The 21,096-nt window shown below is 41.6% G+C and carries 23 protein-coding genes; 16 read left to right on the forward strand and 7 right to left on the reverse strand.

The annotated features are described in order from the left end of the window. Window positions 1-104: 104 nt before the first annotated feature. From AAC851_RS09920 to AAC851_RS09930, 3 genes are all read left to right on the forward strand, one after another. Window positions 105-1,052, forward strand: coding sequence for a pirin family protein (locus AAC851_RS09920; RefSeq protein WP_005085704.1), 948 nt, complete (start codon window positions 105-107; stop codon window positions 1,050-1,052). After that, window positions 1,049-1,447 (forward strand): OsmC family protein, encoded by a 399-nt coding sequence (locus AAC851_RS09925; RefSeq protein WP_100834151.1) that lies wholly within the window; start codon window positions 1,049-1,051, stop codon window positions 1,445-1,447. Before AAC851_RS09920 ends, AAC851_RS09925 begins: the two co-directional genes overlap by 4 nt. Window positions 1,448-1,543: 96 nt before the next feature. Then, window positions 1,544-2,197 (forward strand): glutathione S-transferase family protein, encoded by a 654-nt coding sequence (locus tag AAC851_RS09930; RefSeq protein WP_005085700.1) that lies wholly within the window; start codon window positions 1,544-1,546, stop codon window positions 2,195-2,197. A 58-nt stretch (window positions 2,198-2,255) separates the two neighbouring features. On the opposite strand, the gene AAC851_RS09935 is transcribed toward AAC851_RS09930, so the two are convergent. The 3 genes from AAC851_RS09935 to AAC851_RS09945 all read right to left on the reverse strand — a co-directional run bounded on the left by AAC851_RS09935 (window position 2,256) and on the right by AAC851_RS09945 (window position 6,061). Then, on the reverse strand, window positions 2,256-2,867 hold the full coding sequence (locus tag AAC851_RS09935) for an SPOR domain-containing protein (protein WP_075316386.1): 612 nt from the start codon (window positions 2,865-2,867) through the stop codon (window positions 2,256-2,258). Window positions 2,868-3,169: 302 nt separating this feature from the next. Further along, on the reverse strand, window positions 3,170-4,969 hold the full coding sequence (gene argS, locus AAC851_RS09940) for an arginine--tRNA ligase (RefSeq protein ID WP_075316385.1): 1,800 nt from the start codon (window positions 4,967-4,969) through the stop codon (window positions 3,170-3,172). Between the two features lie 171 nt (window positions 4,970-5,140). Then, window positions 5,141-6,061 carry a Dyp-type peroxidase gene (locus AAC851_RS09945; RefSeq protein WP_075316384.1) on the reverse strand — a complete coding sequence of 307 codons (921 nt, stop codon included), beginning with the start codon at window positions 6,059-6,061 and terminating at the stop codon, window positions 5,141-5,143. A gap of 160 nt (window positions 6,062-6,221) precedes the next feature. Between AAC851_RS09945 and AAC851_RS09950 the strand changes: the two genes are divergently transcribed. After that, the gene (locus AAC851_RS09950) at window positions 6,222-6,848 is read left to right on the forward strand and encodes a LysE family transporter (RefSeq protein WP_075316383.1); all 627 of its coding nucleotides are present in this window, start codon (window positions 6,222-6,224) and stop codon (window positions 6,846-6,848) included. Window positions 6,849-6,858: 10 nt separating this feature from the next. Here AAC851_RS09950 and znuB read toward each other — a convergent pair whose 3' ends face one another. The 3 genes from znuB to AAC851_RS09965 are packed head-to-tail and all read right to left on the reverse strand — an operon-like array spanning window position 6,859 to window position 8,930. Continuing rightward, entirely contained in the window at window positions 6,859-7,668 is an 810-nt protein-coding gene (gene znuB, locus AAC851_RS09955; protein ID WP_004637474.1) for a zinc ABC transporter permease subunit ZnuB, read from the reverse strand. A gap of 3 nt (window positions 7,669-7,671) precedes the next feature. After that, the gene (znuC, locus tag AAC851_RS09960) at window positions 7,672-8,460 is read right to left on the reverse strand and encodes a zinc ABC transporter ATP-binding protein ZnuC (RefSeq protein ID WP_161984612.1); all 789 of its coding nucleotides are present in this window, start codon (window positions 8,458-8,460) and stop codon (window positions 7,672-7,674) included. Then, window positions 8,433-8,930 carry a transcriptional repressor gene (locus AAC851_RS09965; RefSeq protein ID WP_004637476.1) on the reverse strand — a complete coding sequence of 166 codons (498 nt, stop codon included), beginning with the start codon at window positions 8,928-8,930 and terminating at the stop codon, window positions 8,433-8,435. Before AAC851_RS09965 ends, znuC begins: the two co-directional genes overlap by 28 nt. Window positions 8,931-9,196: 266 nt before the next feature. Here AAC851_RS09965 and AAC851_RS09970 point away from each other — a divergent pair, with 266 nt between their 5' ends. From AAC851_RS09970 to AAC851_RS10025, 12 genes are all read left to right on the forward strand, one after another. Further along, on the forward strand, window positions 9,197-10,036 hold the full coding sequence (locus AAC851_RS09970; RefSeq protein WP_340600833.1) for a metal ABC transporter substrate-binding protein: 840 nt from the start codon (window positions 9,197-9,199) through the stop codon (window positions 10,034-10,036). Window positions 10,037-10,206: 170 nt separating this feature from the next. Next, entirely contained in the window at window positions 10,207-10,605 is a 399-nt protein-coding gene (locus AAC851_RS09975) for an ATP synthase subunit I (protein WP_004637479.1), read from the forward strand. A gap of 99 nt (window positions 10,606-10,704) precedes the next feature. After that, entirely contained in the window at window positions 10,705-11,580 is an 876-nt protein-coding gene (gene atpB / locus AAC851_RS09980) for a F0F1 ATP synthase subunit A (protein WP_004637481.1), read from the forward strand. Window positions 11,581-11,663: 83 nt separating this feature from the next. Then, window positions 11,664-11,909, forward strand: a complete 246-nt coding sequence (gene atpE / locus AAC851_RS09985) for a F0F1 ATP synthase subunit C (protein WP_000424060.1) — start codon at window positions 11,664-11,666, stop codon at window positions 11,907-11,909. A gap of 39 nt (window positions 11,910-11,948) precedes the next feature. Beyond that, on the forward strand, window positions 11,949-12,419 hold the full coding sequence (locus AAC851_RS09990; RefSeq protein ID WP_004637483.1) for a F0F1 ATP synthase subunit B: 471 nt from the start codon (window positions 11,949-11,951) through the stop codon (window positions 12,417-12,419). Window positions 12,420-12,430: 11 nt separating this feature from the next. Beyond that, entirely contained in the window at window positions 12,431-12,967 is a 537-nt protein-coding gene (locus AAC851_RS09995; protein WP_340600834.1) for a F0F1 ATP synthase subunit delta, read from the forward strand. 42 nt (window positions 12,968-13,009) lie between these two features. Beyond that, window positions 13,010-14,554, forward strand: coding sequence for a F0F1 ATP synthase subunit alpha (gene atpA / locus AAC851_RS10000; RefSeq protein ID WP_004637486.1), 1,545 nt, complete (start codon window positions 13,010-13,012; stop codon window positions 14,552-14,554). 77 nt (window positions 14,555-14,631) lie between these two features. After that, entirely contained in the window at window positions 14,632-15,501 is an 870-nt protein-coding gene (gene atpG / locus AAC851_RS10005) for a F0F1 ATP synthase subunit gamma (protein ID WP_004637487.1), read from the forward strand. Between the two features lie 30 nt (window positions 15,502-15,531). Further along, window positions 15,532-16,926 carry a F0F1 ATP synthase subunit beta gene (atpD, locus tag AAC851_RS10010; protein WP_004637488.1) on the forward strand — a complete coding sequence of 465 codons (1,395 nt, stop codon included), beginning with the start codon at window positions 15,532-15,534 and terminating at the stop codon, window positions 16,924-16,926. Between the two features lie 28 nt (window positions 16,927-16,954). After that, window positions 16,955-17,374, forward strand: coding sequence for a F0F1 ATP synthase subunit epsilon (locus tag AAC851_RS10015; protein WP_004637489.1), 420 nt, complete (start codon window positions 16,955-16,957; stop codon window positions 17,372-17,374). Between the two features lie 138 nt (window positions 17,375-17,512). Further along, window positions 17,513-17,992, forward strand: coding sequence for a DUF2846 domain-containing protein (locus AAC851_RS10020; protein ID WP_005085684.1), 480 nt, complete (start codon window positions 17,513-17,515; stop codon window positions 17,990-17,992). 190 nt (window positions 17,993-18,182) lie between these two features. Further along, a complete protein-coding gene (locus AAC851_RS10025) occupies window positions 18,183-20,336 on the forward strand; it encodes a hypothetical protein (protein ID WP_075316382.1) in 2,154 nt (717 codons plus the stop codon). A 27-nt stretch (window positions 20,337-20,363) separates the two neighbouring features. On the opposite strand, the gene AAC851_RS10030 is transcribed toward AAC851_RS10025, so the two are convergent. After that, entirely contained in the window at window positions 20,364-20,966 is a 603-nt protein-coding gene (locus AAC851_RS10030; RefSeq protein ID WP_075316381.1) for a hypothetical protein, read from the reverse strand. Window positions 20,967-21,096: the final 130 nt, after the last annotated feature.

Genomic DNA, 21,096 nt, shown 5'->3' on the forward strand with positions numbered 1-21,096 from the left:
ATGGTACTCAGCGTATTACCAAAAGACTATATTGAATCGTGTTTGTATTGTTAAGATCAATAAAACAACTCATTGCAATAGCATAGGTAAAAGAGAGCGAAATCATGAGCAATAATAACGACTATGATATTTCTGATTCAAAAGACTGTGAAACTTATATCAATCAATTTATTCAAGAATTTACGATTCGATCTGCAGAAATAGGCAAGGGCACCATGATTAAGCGTGCGTTGCCTAGTCGTCAAAAACGCTTGGTCGGAGCTTGGTGTTTTCTCGATCACGCAGGCCCAGTGAGCTTTCCCGCAGGCGATGGCTTAGATGTCGGGCCACATCCGCATATTGGTTTGCAGACTTTTACATGGATGATTGAAGGCACCATGATGCATACTGATAGTCTAGGTTCTAAGCAACTTATACGTCCTAAGCAGGTCAACTTAATGACAGCTGGCCGTGGTATTTCTCATACTGAGGTTGCACCAGAGATCGAAACCAAGATGCATGCAGCGCAACTATGGATTGCTTTGCCTGATGATAAGCGCAATATGGAGCCTAATTTTCAGCATTATCCAGAATTACCTGTTGTGGTTAAAGATCAAGTTGAATTTACAGTGTTGGTCGGTGAGTTTCTAAATACGCTTTCACCTGTTGAGGTGCATACACCTTTGGTTGGCGTGGATTTAACTGCACAAACCGATACCAAAACCCGAATTCCGCTCAATCCAAAATTTGAATATGCCTTTATGGCATTAGAAGGTACAGCCCGAGTCAATGGACATGAGCTTAACACGGACAATATGGTGGTTCTAGAAACTGGATTAACTGAAATAGAAGTTGAGTTAACCCAAGGTCACCGTGTGCTGTTAATTGGTGGAGAGCCATTTGAGTCGCCTATCTTGCTCTGGTGGAATTTTGTCGGACGTACCATGGAAGATCTAAAACAAGCACGTGAAGATTGGATTAATCATCATTCTCGTTTTGGAGAGATTCCTGATTATCAAGGTAAACGCTTAGAGGCGCCTACATTACCAGATCAAATGAGGGCTTCGAAATGAGTGTGATTGCAAGTGCAAAAGTACAGGCATTGACTGCGCCGTGGCAAGGTGAAGTAAGCAGTGGTACACATCAATTTTTGACCGATAAACCTGAAGCTGCTGGTGGGCATGATACTGGACCAGCGCCGTATGATTTTCTCACGGCTAGCTTAGCATCGTGCACGATGATTACTTTGCGTATGTATGCTAAACATAAAGAGATAGAACTCGGTGATTTTTTAGTTGAAGTTGATTTTCATACCAATCGTGAACAGCAGGAACATATTGAGCGTCGAGTAATATTTGCCCAACCTGTTTCACAAGATTTAAAAGAAAAACTTCTCAATGTCTGTAGTAAAACACCAGTAACTAAAACTTTGTTACGCAGTTTAGACATACAGACGGTGATTCTTTAACATGATAATGCTATTGTGCTTGGGCAAAATATAATTCTAAACGCAACTGTGAGAGGGATTTAAACAACAGTTACGTAGCACATGGCAGGCACAAAAATGATTACCTTACATTATCTGCAATGCTCACGTTCATTTCGAATACTGTGGGCATTAGAGGAGCTTGGTATCGATTATCAAGTTGAATACTACCAAAGGTCGCCCAACTACACCGCTCCTGAAAGTCTTAAGCAAATTCATCCGCTAGGCAAGGCTCCGATTTTGGTAGATGATGCACAGGTCATTGTAGAATCTGCCGTGATCTTGGATTATTTACAACAACGTTATGATGAGCAGCAACAGTTTAAACCGCAACACATGGAAGATCAGCATCAATATCTGTATTGGATGCATTATGCTGAAGGTTCTTTGATGCCTTTGTTGGTGATGACTTTAGTATTGAATAGTGTGAGTAAACACGTTCCTTGGGTAATTCGGCCAATTGCCAACAAAATTACGGATGGTGTCAAAGCAGGTTTCGTTCGCCCTCGTGTCAAAGAGCATATTATTTATTTAGAAGATTATTTGGCAGAACATGATTATTTTGCAGGAGCGTTTTCTTTTGCAGATATTCAAATGGCATTTCCATTGATGGCATTACAAAAGCGTTTACATGGTAAATATCCAAATATACAGGCTTTTGTTCAACGAGTTCAGGAACGTGCTGCTTTTCAGCGCGCTGAGCAGAAAAGTTTAGATTCTGAATGCGTTTAAGAGACACCCATTAAAAAAGGAACGAGTCATCGTTCCTTTTTTTGTTGAGTATATCGAATTAACGTTTAATGACGATGGAATCAATCCCACTGTGTTGCAAGGTTTGTTGTGCGGCAAGAGCAGCTTCTTGACTATCATAAGGACCTGAAATGACCCGATACCACGTTTGACCATTCTCAACACTTCTCACCACATCCGCAGATAAACCATTCAGAATGATCTCTGCACGACGAGCATCTGCACTGTCAGGATCCGGATAGCTACGAACTTGTAGAATATAGGTCGGTGCAGTAGGTTGAGTTTGTTCACTGGCAGTGATACCACCCTCAGATTCCTCTGTTGTGGTCGCTTCAACTCGAGGTGACTCGATAATCACGACATTACCTTGCTGTTTGGTTTCTGGTACAGCTTGTTCAGGAATAGGAGTGACTTGCTGTTGTGGAAGTAAGTCGTAAAAACGGTAGTCTTTATTGGTATTTTCTTCTTGATAATGTTCAGACGTGATCTGACTTTTAGCTGGAACGGGCTGCCATGGTTTCCACAACATCAGCATCACGATTACACATAAGATTGCAAGAATTGCAACAAGCATGCCCAACCACTTTGGAATCAGTGGTTTTTTGGGTTTATTTGGTCGTTCAGATACACCACGTTGCGTTTTTCCAAACACCGGAGATTCCTCTTAATCCTAAGGGGCTGTTTATTCAGCCATGCATTGCGTTATTGGCTAGAACCACTCAAACAATATGACGCGCTAAGAAAAGCGATTCCCTGATTGAGCTTATATTATTTGTAACTTGAATCTTGAAAGAAACAAAGCATTATCTTTAAAAATAATGCTTTGTTTGTCCGATATCAATCAAGGTTTTGTCATTATTTTGCTTTACAAAGTGCCATTTTATTTATAAGTGACACTTCGGGCGTGGCCCTCCGTCTTGCGACATGAGCAGCAACGCTGCGTAAGAGTGTTGCTTACATTGCCTCAGGAGCGGACACACCCAATAATTCTAAACCATTACGCAATACTTGCTGCACGTTGATTGAAAGTAATAAACGCGCTTGAGATAGTGGAATATTTGCTTCATCAACAAATTTAACGCCATCTTGTGCATACCATCCATGAAATAACGCAGCAAGATCTTTTAAGTAGTTGCCAATTTGATGTGGTTCACAGACATTCGCAGCACGAATTACAATTTCAGGGTAAGCTGCTAATTTAGCTAAAATTTCTGTTTCAGCATCCAATGTTAATAAGTTGGCAACTTGGCGTGCAGATGCAACGTCAAATGTAATGCCTTTCTCTTTAGCACGGTTCACAATACTGTTTACACGCGCATGCGCATATTGAATGTAATACACCGCATTGTCTTTGCTTTGTGAAACAGCAAGATCTAAATCAAAGTCGATATGTTGCTCAGATTTACGCATGACATAGTAGAAACGAGCAGCATCGTTACCAACTTCCTTACGCAAGTCGCGTAAAGTTACGAATTGGCCTGAACGAGATGACATTTGTACCATTTCGCCACCGCGCCATAAACTCACGAACTGAACCAAAAGTACGGTCAGTTTCTTCGAGTCATAACCCATCGCATCAATCGCTGCTTTCACACGTGAAATATAACCGTGGTGGTCAGAACCCCAGATATCAATCAGGTCGGTATAGCCACGTTGTAATTTATTCAGATGGTAAGCAATGTCCGAGGCAAAATAAGTGGTTTGACCATTACGACGTTTTACAACACGATCTTTTTCATCGCCAAATTCAGTCGATTTAAACCAGATATTACCTTCTTTTTCATAGAGGTAGCCGCGCTGATCAAGAGTTGCTAATGCTTCATCAATTTTTTCTGTTAAAGATGCTTCACTGAACCACTCATCAAAAGTCACACCAAAATCAGCAAGGTCATCTTTAATGTCGTCTAAAATGGCATGTAACGCTGCTTGATGGAAAACGCGATAGCCTTCGCCTAATTGTTGTTGTGAGTTGGCAATTAGTCCATCGATATGTTTTTCTTTGTCACCAGATAGCACAACCTTATTGCCTTCGGCATCTAATGCTTCAGCGTATTGCACGTCTTCTGGTACATCTTTATAGATGTTTGCTACTGCACGAACATAGGTATTGCCATCTTTATTAATAATTTCTTGTGCAATTTCTTTGACATAGTCGCCTTGATAGGCATTTTTAGGGAAAACCAGTGTTTGTCCCGTCAATTCTAAATAACGGAGATAGGTTGAAGTCGCCAAAATATCCATTTGACGACCAGCGTCGTTGACATAGTATTCGCGATCAACTTTTGCTCCAGTTGCTTCCAATAAGTTCGCAACAGTCATGCCATAGGCAGCTCCACGTCCATGACCGACATGTAAGCTTGACGTTGGATTAGCAGAGACGAATTCAACCTGAATTTTCTTGGCTGCATTGACTTGGCTACGACCATATTGATCTTTTTGCGCTTCAATCTGATCAAGTACAGCAAAACGTTGATCTGCGTTTAAGAAAAAGTTAATAAAACCAGGACCTGCAATTTCTGCTTTGCTGATGTCTGCAACCTCAGGTAGTGCTGCCAATATCTTTTCAGCAAGATCACGAGGCTTCATACCTGCTGCTTTAGAGCCGATCATCGCAATATTCGAAGCAAAGTCTCCGTGACTTCGGTCTTTAGTACGGGTTAAATGGCTCGTGTTGGTCCAATCTGAAGGAAGTACGCCTTGTTGTTGCAGGGTGTGTACCGCATGATCGAGAGCTGCTTGTATTGCCGTATTCATAGTTACCGAAATAAATGTCGCGGAAAAACGCTAAATATAGCAAATTTTGCAGCTTTAAGGGGAGAGGGATTTGTGAGGATTTAAGATATTCCTATAAATCTTTTTTTGTTCGGATTTCATCACATGAGAAAAAGGATGCTATGTCACTGCATTGACATAGCATCTGGTCATTCAGACTTCTAGAATTTCAGCTAACAGTTCATCACTAGGTGCAAAATAATAAGCACCATCTACCGCAGTGGTGAAGTGTAATAGACGATCATGGATACCATCTCCAGTGGTGCCAAACATGCGTTTTAACATTTCATCAATGATGTTTAAGTTATTGGTATATGCGACGAAGAATAGGCCTTGTTCACCCTTGCCATCACCATAAGGTAGGCTATGACGTAAAATTTCCATTTCTTCGCCAGCATCATCTTCGACAACAGTACGAGCAACATGTGCATTTTCAGGCTTTACATCGTCATCAAGTTCGATTGATTCGAGTTTCGTCCGCCCAATCACATGTTCTTGTGCATCAACTTTGAGTTGGTGCCATTTGGCTAAATCGTGGACATAACGTTGTGCAAAAATAAAACTACCATCCGCAAATACACCTGCGGAATCTGGGATGAGGGTTGCTTCTGCACGGTCTTCGGGGAATTGTGGGTTTTCCGTGCCATCAATAAAGCCAGTCAAATCACGGCCATCAAATTGGCGGAAACAAGCGCGCTCATCAAGCACTTCAACTTTATCTTGTATACCCGCAAAGAAGGCTTGGCTCATTGCAAAGCATAGATCCGCGCGGGCGCTGGCAATATGAATAAATACATCCGCAGGCACGACAGGCATATTAAATGCCCCTTGTTCAGGATTAAGTTGTTTAAAACCTGTGGGGGTTTCTGCGTAGAGTTTTGCCCAAAGTTCAGGGCCAAAGGCAATTGCTGTTTTAATTTGACCGTTTGGATGTTGGCTAATCAGGCGATCACGAGTTGAAAGTAGAGCATCAATCTGTTGTTTTAATTCAAGAATAGTTAAATCTTTTAAGCGCAAAACAATAAAACGGGCATGATCAGATGGTAGTGGAAGAATGACAGATTGAGCAGTCATTAAAAACTCCTTCATTATTTTTTAAAGGTCGGAAAATAAATCATTGTGCCTGATGTTGATTGAGCTTAAAAGTTTATTTGCTCAGTTTTATGGTCTTATCACATAAGATCATGGCAAAATAAAAACGGTATAATTCCACTTTTTATGTTGCCGTGTTGCTATGTCTTTACAAGTCTGGTTTGCGTTTATGTTGGCCTGTTGGGTGATTAGTATTTCACCTGGTGCGGGAGCAATTGTCTCCATGTCGAGTGGCTTAAATCATGGGTTTAAGCACGGGTATTGGAATGTGATAGGGTTGCAAATTGCATTGCTGCTTCAAATTATGATTGTTGCTGCGGGTGTTGGTGTATTGTTTGCGACAACACCTTGGGCGTTTCAGATGGTGAAATGGTTCGGCGTTGCCTATTTACTTTACTTGGCGTATCAACAGTGGACAGCACCCATTCAAGCCATTGAGATTGAAAAAGAGTACATCCACAAATCTGCTTCTGCTTTGATGTTTAAAGGATTTGTGGTCAATATGAGTAATCCCAAAGCGATTGTATTTTTATTGGCGGTGTTGCCGCAGTTTTTGGACTTAGGGCGACCACAGTGGTTGCAATATTTGATTATGGCGATCACCATGGTGACAATCGATTTGATTGTGATGGCGGGTTATACAGGATTAGCTTCGAAAGTATTGAGATTATTACGTTCACCAAAACAACAGAAATATTTAAATCGAAGCTTTGCGATAATGTTTAGTTGCGCTGCATTGCTACTTGGCGCAATCCAGCAATCCAATTAAAAAATGCGGATTAGCTTGTCTGTGACGATCTATTAAATTTTTGAAGCATAAAAATCACGGCGAAGATCAGCGCCATAAATAGGACAATACTTAAGCCGGTCGCGATATTTAATGCTGCACTTGACCATAAGCCAACTGTAATACCCAATTGTGCGAGCAAGAATGCCCAAAGCACCATTTGTTTAGGCGAGTGAGCAAGGAGACGTGCACTCAATGCTGGGATGACCAATAGCGCACCCATGAGTAATGAGCCTACAGCACGCAGTGCTAAGACCGTAAACAAAGCCAGAAGCAACATAAAAATTAAGCGTTGCCAATTGGCATTGATCCCTTCGCTCATCGCGATATCTGGATCAATTGCGATTTGAATTTGTGCAGACCATGAACGATATAACACCACCAGTGCGATCATAATGACTACCGCAAAAATAGGTAAGTCTGACCATTCAATACTGAGTAGATCGCCAAATAAATAGCTTAATAACTCTGGTCTTAGGCTTGGGACTTGTTGAATCAGTAGTAAGCCAGCACAGAGAAGTGTGGCTGAACACAACGCCAGCAATGCATCATTAGGTAGCCGAGAATCATGAAGAACCCATAAAATGGCAACTAACAATAGCGCTAAAAAACCAACGCCTAACCAAAAAGGAAGACTCAAAATTCCTGCGATTGCGACCCCGAGCAACGTACCGTGAGCCATCGTATCTGCAAAGAAAGACATTCTGCGCCATAGCATTAGACAGCCGAGTGGTGCGGTCAAGAACACCAGTAATGTTCCCATAATCCAAGCGGGTAATAGCAGTTGTAACCATTCCATCATGGCTTAGACCTTTGGTTCGGGATGAATATGGGGGCGAGGGTCATGCGCACATGGCTCAGCATGATCACTATGCACACAGTGGTTATGATGGTGCTGGTAAAACATCCGTTGCGTCCCAAATATAGCTTGATACTCAGGATGCTGTTGGATACTTTCAGGTAAGCCACTACAACAAATATGTTTATTTAAACAAACCACACGATGTGTTCCTTGCATCACCCATTGTAAGTCATGTGAAACCATCAGTACTGCACAGCCATAGCGTTCAGGTAGGCTGCGAACATATTCATACAACTCTGCTTCGGATTGGATATCTAAACCTTGCATTGGCTCATCTAGAATGAGAATGTCAGGTTGACGTAATAATGCACGAGCTAGAAGAACACGCTGGCGTTCGCCTCCAGACAATTGTTGGACTCTAGATTCTTGTAATTTTGAGATGCCAGTATCGTGGATAATTTCTTGACGAAGACGTTTCTCGCAAAACTCTAAATCCAATAGGTCTTGAACACGAAGTGGTAAACTTGCAGATGGATTGAATTTTTGTGGGACATAAGCCATTTTTAACTTTTTCGAAAAATGAACTTTGCCTTTATTGGGAGACATGATGCCCAGTAATACTTTAATGAGAGTCGACTTTCCTGCGCCGTTTGGACCGATGAGCGTGACAATCTCTTTGACATTTAAGTCAAAATCAACATTTCTCAAAATCTCTCGTTCATCACGTTGAACAGAGATATTCTCCAACTGGATGAGTGGAGTTGTTAGGGTGCTGTGCTGCACTGATGACATTTCCCAGAAATTTCAATAATGCTGTGCTGAGCAGTGAATTGATCGGAAGCAGCCAATTGATCAAGTTGCTGGATCAGTCCTTGAGCAGACGCCTCTTTAACCATATGGCATTCTGTACAAATTAGGAATGCAGCTTGATGCCCTTCACGTGGATGACAACAAGGTATATAGGCATTAATTGAGGTGAGACGGTGAATTAGGCCTTTTTCCAACAAAAAGTCGAGTGTGCGATACACCGTTGGTGGGGCAGCAGGACGATCAGCTTGGCCTTTTAATTTTGCCAACAAATCGTAAGCACCCATCGGTGCAGAGGCATTTAAAATGAGTTCAAGGACTTCTTTGCGTAAAGGTGTGAGCCGTGCACCAGTTGTGGTACACAGATATTCTGCTTCAGCAAGTCGTGCTTTGATATCATGATGACCATGAACACCGTGTAAAGCATTGTCATGTTCATGTGAACAAGAACTCATAAATGGACCTCATTATTAGCCAAGGGTCTATTGATCTTCACGCACACATTAAAAAGTGATCCAAGCCACTAGATTTAGCAAGCATCTAAAAAATAGAAATGTGTAGTGTGTTCAATAGACCCTACATCATACCATGCAATTCATTGAGAACTCACTATATAAGTCATACTTGTGATAGAAGCTGTGGCAAATATAGAAAATAGACATAGGCATTTTTGAACTTTTGTTATATTATAACATGCCTTGCCAAGTTGAGTAGTGTTGTAATGTTGCGCCTTGTTTTGTTCGTCACCTTTTCCTTATTAAGCACATGGGGCTGGACGCAAAGCTTAGTCGTGTCAACACAGCCAATTTATTTGATTGCAAAAGAAGTGACCAATGGTGTGGAAACGCCAACCCTTCTTTTAAATGATCAGACGGGACATGATGTCCACTTAACGCCTGCACATCGCAAAATCATTCAGGATGCTTCCTTGGTGATTTGGTTGGGCAAGGCACATGAAGCACCATTAGATAAATTGTTAAGTCAGAATAGAAAAGCCATTTCACTTTTAGATGCGGGTATTTTGACAATTTTACCACAGCGTAGTTTACGTGGTGCATCATTGGATAATACAGTTGATAGTCATGTTTGGTTAGAACCTAATAACGCGGTTCGAATTGCATTTTTCATCGCGGCCTTACGCTCGCAACAATACCCAGAAAACAAAGCGAAATACACAGCCAATGCACGAGAGTTTGCGCAGCAAATGCGACAAACAGCGCAACAATATGAAAGTAGTCATAAGTCAAAACCATATTGGTCTTATCATGATGCATATCAGTATTTAGAAAGAGCACTGAATTTGAAATTTGCAGGTGCTTTGACTGATGATCCACACATTGCACCAACAGCCGCACAGATTAAGTATTTGAATGACAATCGTCCAAAAACACAGATGTGTTTGTTGGCTGAAATTTCAGCGAATCAAAATGTCTATCGCAGGTTAAATCCCGTCATTTTTGAAACAGTGGATGAAAGCATGAACGGTGAGGGCAATTTTATTGCTGCTTGGAAAAAATTGGCTTCAAAAACCGATAAATGCGTGATAAGTGTTCAAAATTGATCAAAAAAATAAAAATGCGTTGACTCTATCGTCAAAAAATATGGTAACGAAAAAAGCAGACTTAGGTCGATAAAAGATTGCATGTTCAGGGGTGTAACTCTATAATGCCAGCGATTCGAAACGATCATGATTAAAACTTGTCAAGCAGTTATGCTGTGAGTGGGTAAAAAATGAGCCGAACTAGTCGCTTGATTGACCGACGATTAGCAAAAGCTTTGGTCTTCTTACAAGCATGTATGATTCCAGTTGCAGCTTTGCTGGCATGGATGATAAATGATAGAACTGCTGCTTTGAGTGCTGCGCTTGGGGCCTCGGTTTGTTGGTTAGCATATTGTTATTTTGCTTGGCAGTCGTTCAGGACGGCTGGTGCTAGGGCATCAAAACAAGTCATGCTCAACATGTATCGGGGAATGCTCGGTAAGTTTGCGATTGTGATCGTGGGTTTTATTTTGATTTTGAGCAATGTTAAACCGCTGTCACCGGTTGCATTGTTGGGTGGATTTATTCTCGTTCAAGCAATGTCGTGGGTTGCGCCATTTTGGGTGTCACGATTGCAACAACGAGAATAGGGCACATTTAAAGATTTTTGGAGGGTAGAGTGAGATATTTGCAGTCCGCAATATTCATTTTTCCTCTTTTTAATGATTGACATTGACCAGGTGTGATTTATGGCTGCTGAAGAACATGCCCTGACTTCGACCGAGTATATCAAGCATCACTTGACCAATATGACCTATGGCAAAATGCCAGATGGGACATGGAAATTGGCTGAGTCTGCTGAAGAAGCTCAATCGATGGGGTTCACTGCAATTCACTTGGATTCAATGGGTTGGTCTATCGGACTTGGTATTATTTTCTGTTTGATGTTCTGGATTGTTGCGAAAGCTGCTAACGCAGGTGTTCCAACAAAATTCCAGTCAGCAATCGAGATGATTATCGAGTTTGTGGACTCAAGTGTCCGTGACACCTTTCATGGCAAATCACGTTTAATTGCACCATTGGCATTAACCATCTTTGTGTGGATTTTCCTCATGAACTTAATGGACTTAGTGCCTGTTGACTGGATTCCTGTCCTTGCTCAACAAATCGGTGCTCACGTATTTGGTATGGACCCGCATCATGTTTACTTCAAGATTGTACCGACTACAGATCCGAACATTACCTTAGGTATGTCATTATCTGTGTTCGCCTTAATCTTGTTCTATAGTATTCGTGAAAAGGGTGTAGGTGGTTTTGTTGGCGAATTGGCACTTAACCCATTTAACCCAAGTAATAAATTTGCAAAAGCGTTATTGATTCCAGTGAACCTTGTATTGGAGTTAGTAACTTTCCTTGCTCGTCCAGTTTCGTTGGCTCTTCGACTGTTCGGTAACTTATATGCGGGTGAGTTGATCTTCATCTTGATCGCATTATTACCGTTCTGGATCCAGTGGGCGTTATCTGTGCCTTGGGCTATTTTCCACATTCTTGTAATCACGTTGCAAGCATTTATCTTTATGATGCTGACCATCGTTTACTTGAGCATGGCAAGCGAAAAGCATTAATGGTATTGCCTAACTATCAGTTGATGGTTGGGCTTAAATTTTTAGTTTAATTTGGTAATAACCTAACCTCTGAGGAATTTTTCATGGAACTCACTTTAGGTCTAGTTGCAATTGCATCTGCTATCTTGATCGCTTTCGGTGCTTTAGGTACTGCGATTGGTTTTGGTCTTTTGGGTGGTCGCTTTCTAGAAGCTGTTGCTCGTCAACCAGAATTGGCTCCACAACTTCAAACTCGTATGTTCTTAATCGCGGGTCTTCTTGATGCTGTGCCTATGATCGGTGTTGGTATTGGCTTGTTCTTCATCTTCGCTAATCCATTTGTAGGTTAATAGCTTAATTCCTAAATCCACATATTGAGGAATAGCGAAATGAATATCAACCTCACATTGATTGGCCAAGCGATTGCATTTGCGGTTTTTGTCGCATTTTGTATGAAGTTTGTTTGGCCACCACTAATCAATGCGATTAGTGAGCGTCAGCGTAAAATTGCTGATGGCTTAAATGCTGCTGAAAAAGCGAAAGCTGACTTAGCTGATGCGCAAGCACAAGTAAAGGCAGAGATCGATGCAGCAAAAGCACAAGCGGCTCAATTGATCGAACAAGCGAACCGTCGTGCGGCACAATTGGTCGAAGAAGCGCGTACCCAAGCTGCGGCTGAAGGTGAGCGTATTCGTCAACAGGCGAAAGAAACTGTTGATCAGGACATCAATGCTGCTCGCGAAGAATTACGTCAACAAGTTGCTGCTTTGGCAGTTGATGGCGCAGAAAAAATTCTGAACCAACAAGTTGACGCAGAAGCTCATAATGCCATGCTGACTCAGCTGGCTGCTAAACTTTAAGCGAGGGAAATATGGCTGAACTCTTGACGTTGGCACGCCCATACGCTAAAGCAGCATTTGCTTATGCATCTGAGCAGAATGTAACTGACGCTTGGTCAAATGCGTTACAACTGCTCGGTGCTGCGGTGCAAGATGAAGCATTTTCCGCTTATTTAAATCGCCCTGAGCTGACTCCTGCGGAACAAGTAGGTCTTTTTGCGAAGGTTTTAGGTGAAGATCAATCTCAAGCAGTGTCAAATTTTCTGACACTTCTTGCAGATAACGATCGTTTAACGTTGTTACCTGAAATCGCAGCAGAATATGAATTACTTAAATCGCAGAACAACAACACCTTGGAAGTAGTGATTGAATCTGCTTTCCCGATGGACGCGAAGCAAGAGCATATTTTAGCTCATGCACTAGAAAAACGTTTTAACAAAACAGTTCAAATGACTGTGACCGTTAATCCGGCGTTGATCGCAGGTGTTGTGATTCGTGCAGGCGACCAAGTGATAGATGACTCTGCGCTTAACAAGCTTGAAAAAATGCGGACTCGTCTTCTTGCGTAATAGCAAAAAGACTGAACTTAAAAAAGATTGAGGAATAGCGCAATGCAACAACTGAATCCATCCGAGATCAGTGCGCTCATTAAACAGCGTATCGGCGATCTGGACACCAGCGCGACCGCAAAAAATGAGGGTACCATTGTTATGGTATCTGACGGTATCGTGCGTATTCACGGTCTTGCGGATGCCATGTACGGCGAAATGATCGAATTCGACGGCGGCTTATTCGGTATGGCACTGAACCTAGAACAGGATTCAGTGGGTGCCGTTGTTTTAGGTAACTACCTAAGCCTGCAAGAAGGTCAAAAAGCTCGTTGTACTGGTCGTGTATTAGAAGTTCCAGTAGGTCCTGAACTTCTTGGCCGTGTAGTAGATGCTTTGGGTAACCCAATTGATGGGAAAGGCCCTATTGATGCAAAACTAACTGATGCTGTTGAAAAAGTAGCACCAGGTGTAATTTGGCGTCAGTCAGTAGACGAACCTGTTCAAACTGGTTATAAATCAGTTGATACCATGATCCCTGTAGGTCGTGGTCAGCGTGAGTTGATTATTGGTGACCGTCAAACTGGTAAAACCGCAATGGCGATCGATGCGATCATCGCTCAGAAAAACTCTGGTATTAAGTGTGTATATGTTGCGATTGGTCAAAAACAATCAACAATTGCAAACGTTGTACGCAAGCTAGAAGAAACTGGCGCTATGGCGTATACAACTGTTGTCGCAGCAGCGGCTGCTGATCCTGCAGCAATGCAGTATTTAGCTCCGTACTCTGGCTGTACAATGGGTGAATACTTCCGTGATCGTGGTGAAGATGCGTTAATCATTTATGATGATTTGTCTAAGCAAGCTGTTGCTTACCGTCAAATTTCATTGTTATTACGTCGTCCACCAGGTCGTGAAGCGTATCCAGGTGACGTATTCTATCTTCACTCGCGTCTTCTTGAACGTGCTTCTCGCGTTTCTGCTGACTATGTTGAGAAATTCACGAACGGCGAAGTTAAAGGCCAAACTGGTTCTTTAACTGCATTACCGATCATTGAAACTCAAGCTGGTGACGTATCTGCATTCGTACCAACAAACGTAATCTCGATTACTGACGGTCAGATCTTCCTAGAAACATCATTATTCAACGCAGGTATTCGTCCTGCTGTGAACGCGGGTATCTCTGTATCTCGTGTTGGTGGTTCTGCTCAAACTAAGATCATCAAAAAATTGTCTGGCGGTATCCGTACTGCTTTAGCGCAATACCGTGAATTGGCTGCGTTTGCTCAGTTTGCTTCTGATCTTGATGAAGCGACTCGTAAGCAACTTGAGCATGGTCAACGTGTAACTGAGTTAATGAAGCAAAAACAATATGCTCCATACTCAATTGCTGACCAAGCTATTTCTGTATATGCATCTAACGAAGGCTACATGGCTGACGTAGAAGTGAAGAAAATCGTAGACTTTGATGCTGCGTTGGTTTCTTACTTCCGCTCTGAACATGCTGCGTTAATGCAACAGATCGATGAAACTGGTGATTACAACAAAGACATCGAAGCTGCAATCAAAGCAGGTATTGAGAGCTTCAAAGCGACTCAAACTTACTAAGTTAAGCTTTAGTTAAGTTTGGTTCACGGATCAACCTTCGAAAGCTCGAAAGAGCTTTCGACTACTAGGTTAAGCGTATGGCAAATTTAAAAGAAATTCGCGCCAAAGTAGCTAGTATCAAGAGCACGCAAAAGATTACTCGCGCGATGCAAATGGTAGCTGCTTCTAAAATGCGTCGTGCGCAAGAGCGCATGGCTCAAGGCCGTCCGTATGCCGATAATATGCGCCGTGTAATTGCTCACTTGGTTCAAGCAAACCCTGAATACAAACACCGTTATATGGTTGAACGCCCTGTTAAGCGTGTTGGCTATATCGTGGTGTCTTCAGATCGTGGTTTGGCAGGTGGCTTGAACATTAACTTGTTCAAGAAAGTTGTGCAGCATGTCAAAGCACAACAAGAGCAGTCAATTGAAGTTGAATTTGCTTTGATTGGTCAAAAAGCGGTTTCGTTTTTTAAGAGTTACGGCGGTAAAGTGCTTGGTGCAACTACCCAGCTTGGTGATACACCGAGTTTGGAACAGTTGACAGGTTCAGTTCAGGTAATGCTTGATGCATTTGATAAAGGTGAATTAGATCGTATTTACCTTGTGTCAAATGGTTTCGTCAATGCGATGACCCAACAACCTAAAGTTGAACAACTTGTTCCTTTGGCACCAGCAGAAGAAGGCGAAGATCTTAACCGTACTTATGGTTGGGATTATATCTACGAACCAGAAGCAGAAGAGCTGTTAAATGGTTTGTTGGTTCGCTATATCGAGTCGATGGTTTATCAAGGTGTAATTGAAAACGTTGCATGTGAGCAATCTGCTCGTATGGTCGCAATGAAAGCAGCGACAGACAACGCAGGACAATTGATTAAAGACCTACAACTCATTTACAACAAGCTGCGTCAAGCCGCGATTACTCAGGAAATTTCCGAGATCGTTGGCGGTGCCGCTGCCGTTTAACATTATTAAGTTTGAATTGAGGAGACAGCAATGAGTAGCGGTCGTATCATTCAGATCATCGGCGCGGTTATCGACGTCGAGTTTGAGCGCAATAGCGTTCCTAAGATCTATGACGCTCTCCAAGTTGACGGTACTGAAACTACATTAGAAGTTCAGCAACAGCTTGGCGATGGTGTTGTTCGTACCATCGCAATGGGTTCTACAGAAGGTCTTAAACGTGGCCTGAATGTAACTAGTACAAATGCACCGATTTCTGTTCCAGTAGGTCCTGCTACGCTTGGTCGTATCATGGACGTTTTGGGTCGTCCGATTGATGAAGCGGGTCCAGTTGCGACTGAAGAGCGTTTGCCGATTCACCGTGAAGCACCTTCTTATGCAGAACAAGCAGCTTCTACTGATCTTTTAGAAACAGGTATTAAAGTCATTGACTTGCTATGCCCGTTCGCTAAAGGTGGTAAAGTTGGTTTGTTCGGTGGTGCTGGTGTTGGTAAAACCGTTAACATGATGGAGTTGATCAACAACATCGCTAAAGCGCATTCAGGTTTATCTGTATTCGCTGGTGTTGGTGAGCGTACTCGTGAAGGTAACGACTTCTATCACGAAATGAAAGATTCTAACGTTCTTGACAAAGTAGCTATGGTCTACGGTCAGATGAACGAGCCACCTGGTAACCGTTTACGCGTAGCGTTAACTGGTTTGACCATGGCTGAATATTTCCGTGATCAGAAAGATGAAAATGGTAAAGGTCGTGACGTATTGTTGTTCGTAGACAACATCTACCGTTATACACTTGCAGGTACTGAAGTATCAGCATTGTTAGGTCGTATGCCATCTGCAGTAGGTTACCAACCGACACTTGCAGAGGAAATGGGTGTTCTTCAAGAGCGTATTACGTCGACTAAGTCTGGTTCGATCACATCGATCCAAGCAGTATACGTACCAGCCGATGACTTAACAGATCCATCTCCTGCAACTACGTTTGCTCACTTGGATGCAACAGTTGTATTGAGTCGTGACATCGCTTCACAAGGTATTTACCCTGCGATCGATCCACTTGACTCAACTTCACGTCAGCTAGATCCATTGGTTGTTGGTCAAGAGCATTATGAAATTGCACGTTCTGTACAGAACGTATTGCAACGTTATAAAGAGCTTAAAGACATCATCGCAATCTTGGGTATGGACGAATTGTCTGAAGAAGATAAATTGGTTGTTTACCGTGCGCGTAAAATCCAACGTTTCTTCTCTCAACCATTCCACGTAGCTGAAGTATTTACTGGTGCACCTGGTAAATTAGTACCACTTAAAGAAACGATTCGTGGCTTTAAAGGTCTATTAGCTGGTGAATACGATCACATTCCAGAACAAGCGTTCTATATGGTTGGTGGTATTGACGAAGTGATTGCTAAAGCCGAGAAACTTTAATTAGCAACTCTAATTTAAGGAGATTCTCATGGCGACGATGCAATGTGATGTTGTAAGTGTGAATGAGTCGATTTACTCTGGCACGGTTACGATGTTAATCGCAAAAGGCGCAGGTGGTGAGCTTGGTATTTTACCAGGGCACGCACCACTTGTAACTTTGCTCCAACCGGGCCCGATTCGTGTTCAGTTGGAAAATGGTACAGAAGAAATCGTTTATGTATCTGGCGGTGTGTTAGAAGTTCAACCTCATGTTGTGACTGTACTTGCAGATACTGCAATCCGTGCGGACAACTTAGATGAAGCGGCAATTTTAGAAGCTCGTAAACAAGCTGAACAATTGCTCGCAAATCAAAAGAGTGATTTGGATTCTGCTGCTGCACTTGCTTCGCTTGCAGAAACTGCAGCACAGCTTGAAACGATTCGTAAAATCAAAAATCGCGCACTTTAATCAGTACCGATTTTCGATTGAAAAAGCCACCGTCAGGTGGCTTTTTTATTGGAAAATAAACTGGAAACAAAATTCAAATAGTTCTCATTTTCATATAAAGTACTGCTCGCAACATATAACTTCATGAGAATTATCATAATGAAAATTTTACTTCCAGCCATTCTTGCACTGACATTTGTTGGTTGTGCTTCCGTACCGCAAGCAACACCGCAATTGTCTCAACAAGCAAAAAAACTTGATGCACCTACAGAAGGTAAAGCTGCGGTTTATGTTTACCGTTCAAATAGTGTGTTGGGTGCAGCACTCAAAAAAGATGTTTGGATTGACGGAGAGTGTTTAGGTGAAACTGCGCGTGGCACATTCTTCTTAAAAGAGGTGGAGGGTAACCAGAAACATACGATTTCGACTGAATCAGATTTTTCACCGAATCATTTGACACTGAATACAGAAGCAGGAAAACAATATTTTATTCAGCAATATATCAAACCTGGTGTAATCACAGGTGGCGCGAACCTGAAACAAGTAGATTTAGAGACAGGTAAAAAAGCGATTGCTGAGTATAAATTTGCACAAGCTGGAAAGTGTAGTAAGCAGAGTATTAGTTTGGATAAAAAGTAAATTAGCGATTTTTTTAAATAATAACAACGCTTAATTCAGGTTTTTAGCACCTTCAATATCAATCTTAGATTGTTTTCAAGGTGCTTTTTTATTATCTCGAAACATAATATGATGAATGCTTAACGATGAAGGGATGACATCGTTGTAAGCTATAACGAATGCGTATATTAAAGAAAAAATTAGGAAAAGTATGTTAGCAAGTAATGTCTTAAAGTTGCGCTTGGATCGTATCGAACAACAAGGACATCATTTGTCTGTCAAAGATCAGATAAAACTCGTGACATTAATACAGCCTGATTTAACGGCTAATCTCTATACGCAATTTTTTAGTCTAAACTTACCTAAAGTTTGGAATTTCCGACACAGTACAGTCGATGAAACGCATTGTTCATTGCGTTTGATTCAACTCATCAATCAGGTTTTTATCCCCGCCTATCCACAACATGCTCATCGATATGCGTGGTTTGAGCAAGGGCTCAATTTTAGATTGCAACATGCTCAGTCACCGCTTGCGATATCTGAACGAGCCGCATTGTTAACTCAGTTACTCGCGTGCCAAGATAGTGATCTAAAACTGAGTATTCTTAACCAGTTACAAGATAAATATAATAATTCTTCCGTTACGTTAGCATTAGCCGAGTTATATTCTCGTTTAGAGGATTGGTCAGCTGCAATTAAAAATTATCGTATGCTATTTCAACAGCAAGCTTATCATCCTGAAAGTGTGCACTATGATTTTATACACTGCTTGTTGAGTCGAAATGATTATCACAATGAGCAAGGACAGCGTGATGCGGTTGAGGCTTTAGAATGTTTGACCAATCTTGATTATGTTCAACAACCGCATTTACATAAGCAATTAACACAAAGGGCTGTAGTGCTGTTATTACCAGCAAACTTGCAATCCCAGCCTAGCGAATTACCTAAATCATTGCTTGGTATACAGCATAAATTTAAATTTGTTGGATATTCCTTGAATCATTGGCTAACCACAGATGAGTTTATCGTTCCTTATTATAAAAATGTGGTGGAGAGTGCACCCAAATTACTCAATAACCATGAAATTACGATGAACTTAGATCGTCATAAAGCGGCGAATACGGCATTGCAAAAAATTCTCATGGGGCGTGATCTTAAGTTAGTCAGTGGGATTAATGCGGTCAATCATCGTATGGGATTTATTTGGAACTACTTACAAATAAATCCATTGGTACTGGATGCTTTGGTAACAGCCGCTCATCGTGAGCCCGATGCATTTTATAACTTAAAGCAAATCCCAGCGTCTGATTGCCAGCATGATGCAGCGTTGTTACAAGTGTCATCTTATCTTGCTAAACAACAAGTTGCGTATAATCTAAGTCAACAAGGACATTGCATCGAATTTGTTGAGCATACTGATGTTGCAAGTTTTGATTTGATCGTTGATGGCACACCCATGCAAGTAAAATGTAGCTTAGATGCTGATCAAATAGGAACATTTGCACGACAGCATCCGCATATTGCGATTATTGTGAATATTGAACTTGCGCATTTACAAGAAAAATATCCTTCAGTCTTTGCTGATTTTGCTTTGAGCTATGCTTCGGTGCAGCGCTCAGCTGTTGCGTGTTTGCAGCATTCAACTGGCAATGAAGAGTTTTTACCGATCCCATTGATGAATACTGGTTTTGCGGTATATCGTAATTTTAATACATCGATAAATTCACCCATATTGGGGATGTATTCGCAGGATAAATATTCGAGTTCAATATCAAAAAATAGTTTGGCTGTTGAAGCTACAATGGGGCGTGCACTTTCGGATTCAATTGGTGCTTTCTTTATTGGGGGGATTGCGGTATATCGAACTTGGCGGATACACAAGATTGAACAACGTCGACCTACTTCTGAGAAAGTTGCGTTGAAGGCGCAATCGGATTTGGTCATCGATTTGTTGATTCGATTTGCAGAATGGTTTAATCAGAATTTATTAAAATATCGAGTTGATTTATACGCGTTTCAACTGAGACAGATTGAAACAAAGTTGATGGGGAAGATCCCAGAAGCAATCATTTCAACAACCTTATATGCTTATAAGTTTGAGGCTTATCAACGTGCACAAAGGTTGTATATATGGATACAAAAACAATTAGCGCATGATCAACCTAAACGCAGAGCTCAGGCAGGCTGGGTTGCATTGGCACAGGCAGACCAATTTATATCGATAGAATTGAAACAGCATGTGAGACAGTTAAATGCTGAACTGCAAAAGTATAAGCAAATGTCACAACATGCGGAAAAGCTACCAGATTTGGAGCAACAAGCCCCAAACGATGCCAACCCGCCTTATTCAATTCAAGCTATCTAAGATTTAAAAATCAGAAAATTTATAGGATTAGTTTGGCTGATCTGCTTCTGAGGTTGAACTCCCTAAAACAAGGGTTGCAAGTTTCAACATATCGACCTGAATTTTATTAAACTGTGCTGCGATTTTTTCAAAATCTAATTGGCTAATGTCTTGTTGACCATGTAAAAGAGGTAGATTGAGTAACTGTTGATTTGCACTCAGCAGACTTTGACGGATTTGATCCACTTCAGTGCTTTTCAGTTGTAAAGATAACAAAACATCATGTAAGGCATGAAGTTCTTGTTTAAGCGTTGCAGAGCTTTCTTTGAGTTGTTGAACATTCTGGTTTTGAATCGCCTGTTCGAGTTGGTTCTGCGAACGTTGCAACAATGCTGTGTAGTCATCTGTTTTGAGTTGCAGTTGCGCAACATCACGGATGATATTAAACATATTGCCGTGACTTAGATTTTGGTTGTCAGCAATATTGGATAGAGCGTCTTGCTCGGTGCTCGAAGGGGTGTTTTGTTCTTGTTCAGTATATTGCTGAGCCTGTTCATTCTTTTGAGGAGGTTGGTCACAACCGACCAGCGCAATCGTGCTAATCAATGCTGCTGCAGAAAGAATCGCGGAGATTGGGCGGTATTTAAGCATGACAGAACTTCATCAAAATCTGAAAAGAGCGTCACTATAATCAGAAAGTGTGAAGAAAAATGTGATTTTTGCAATTCGTTAACATTTTCATGCAATAAGATAATACAGGTTGGTTTGAGCTGAAGTATGA

The organism is Acinetobacter sp. HZNU-JH01 (assembly GCF_037996845.1).
Classification (GTDB): Bacteria; Pseudomonadota; Gammaproteobacteria; order Pseudomonadales; family Moraxellaceae; genus Acinetobacter; species Acinetobacter haemolyticus.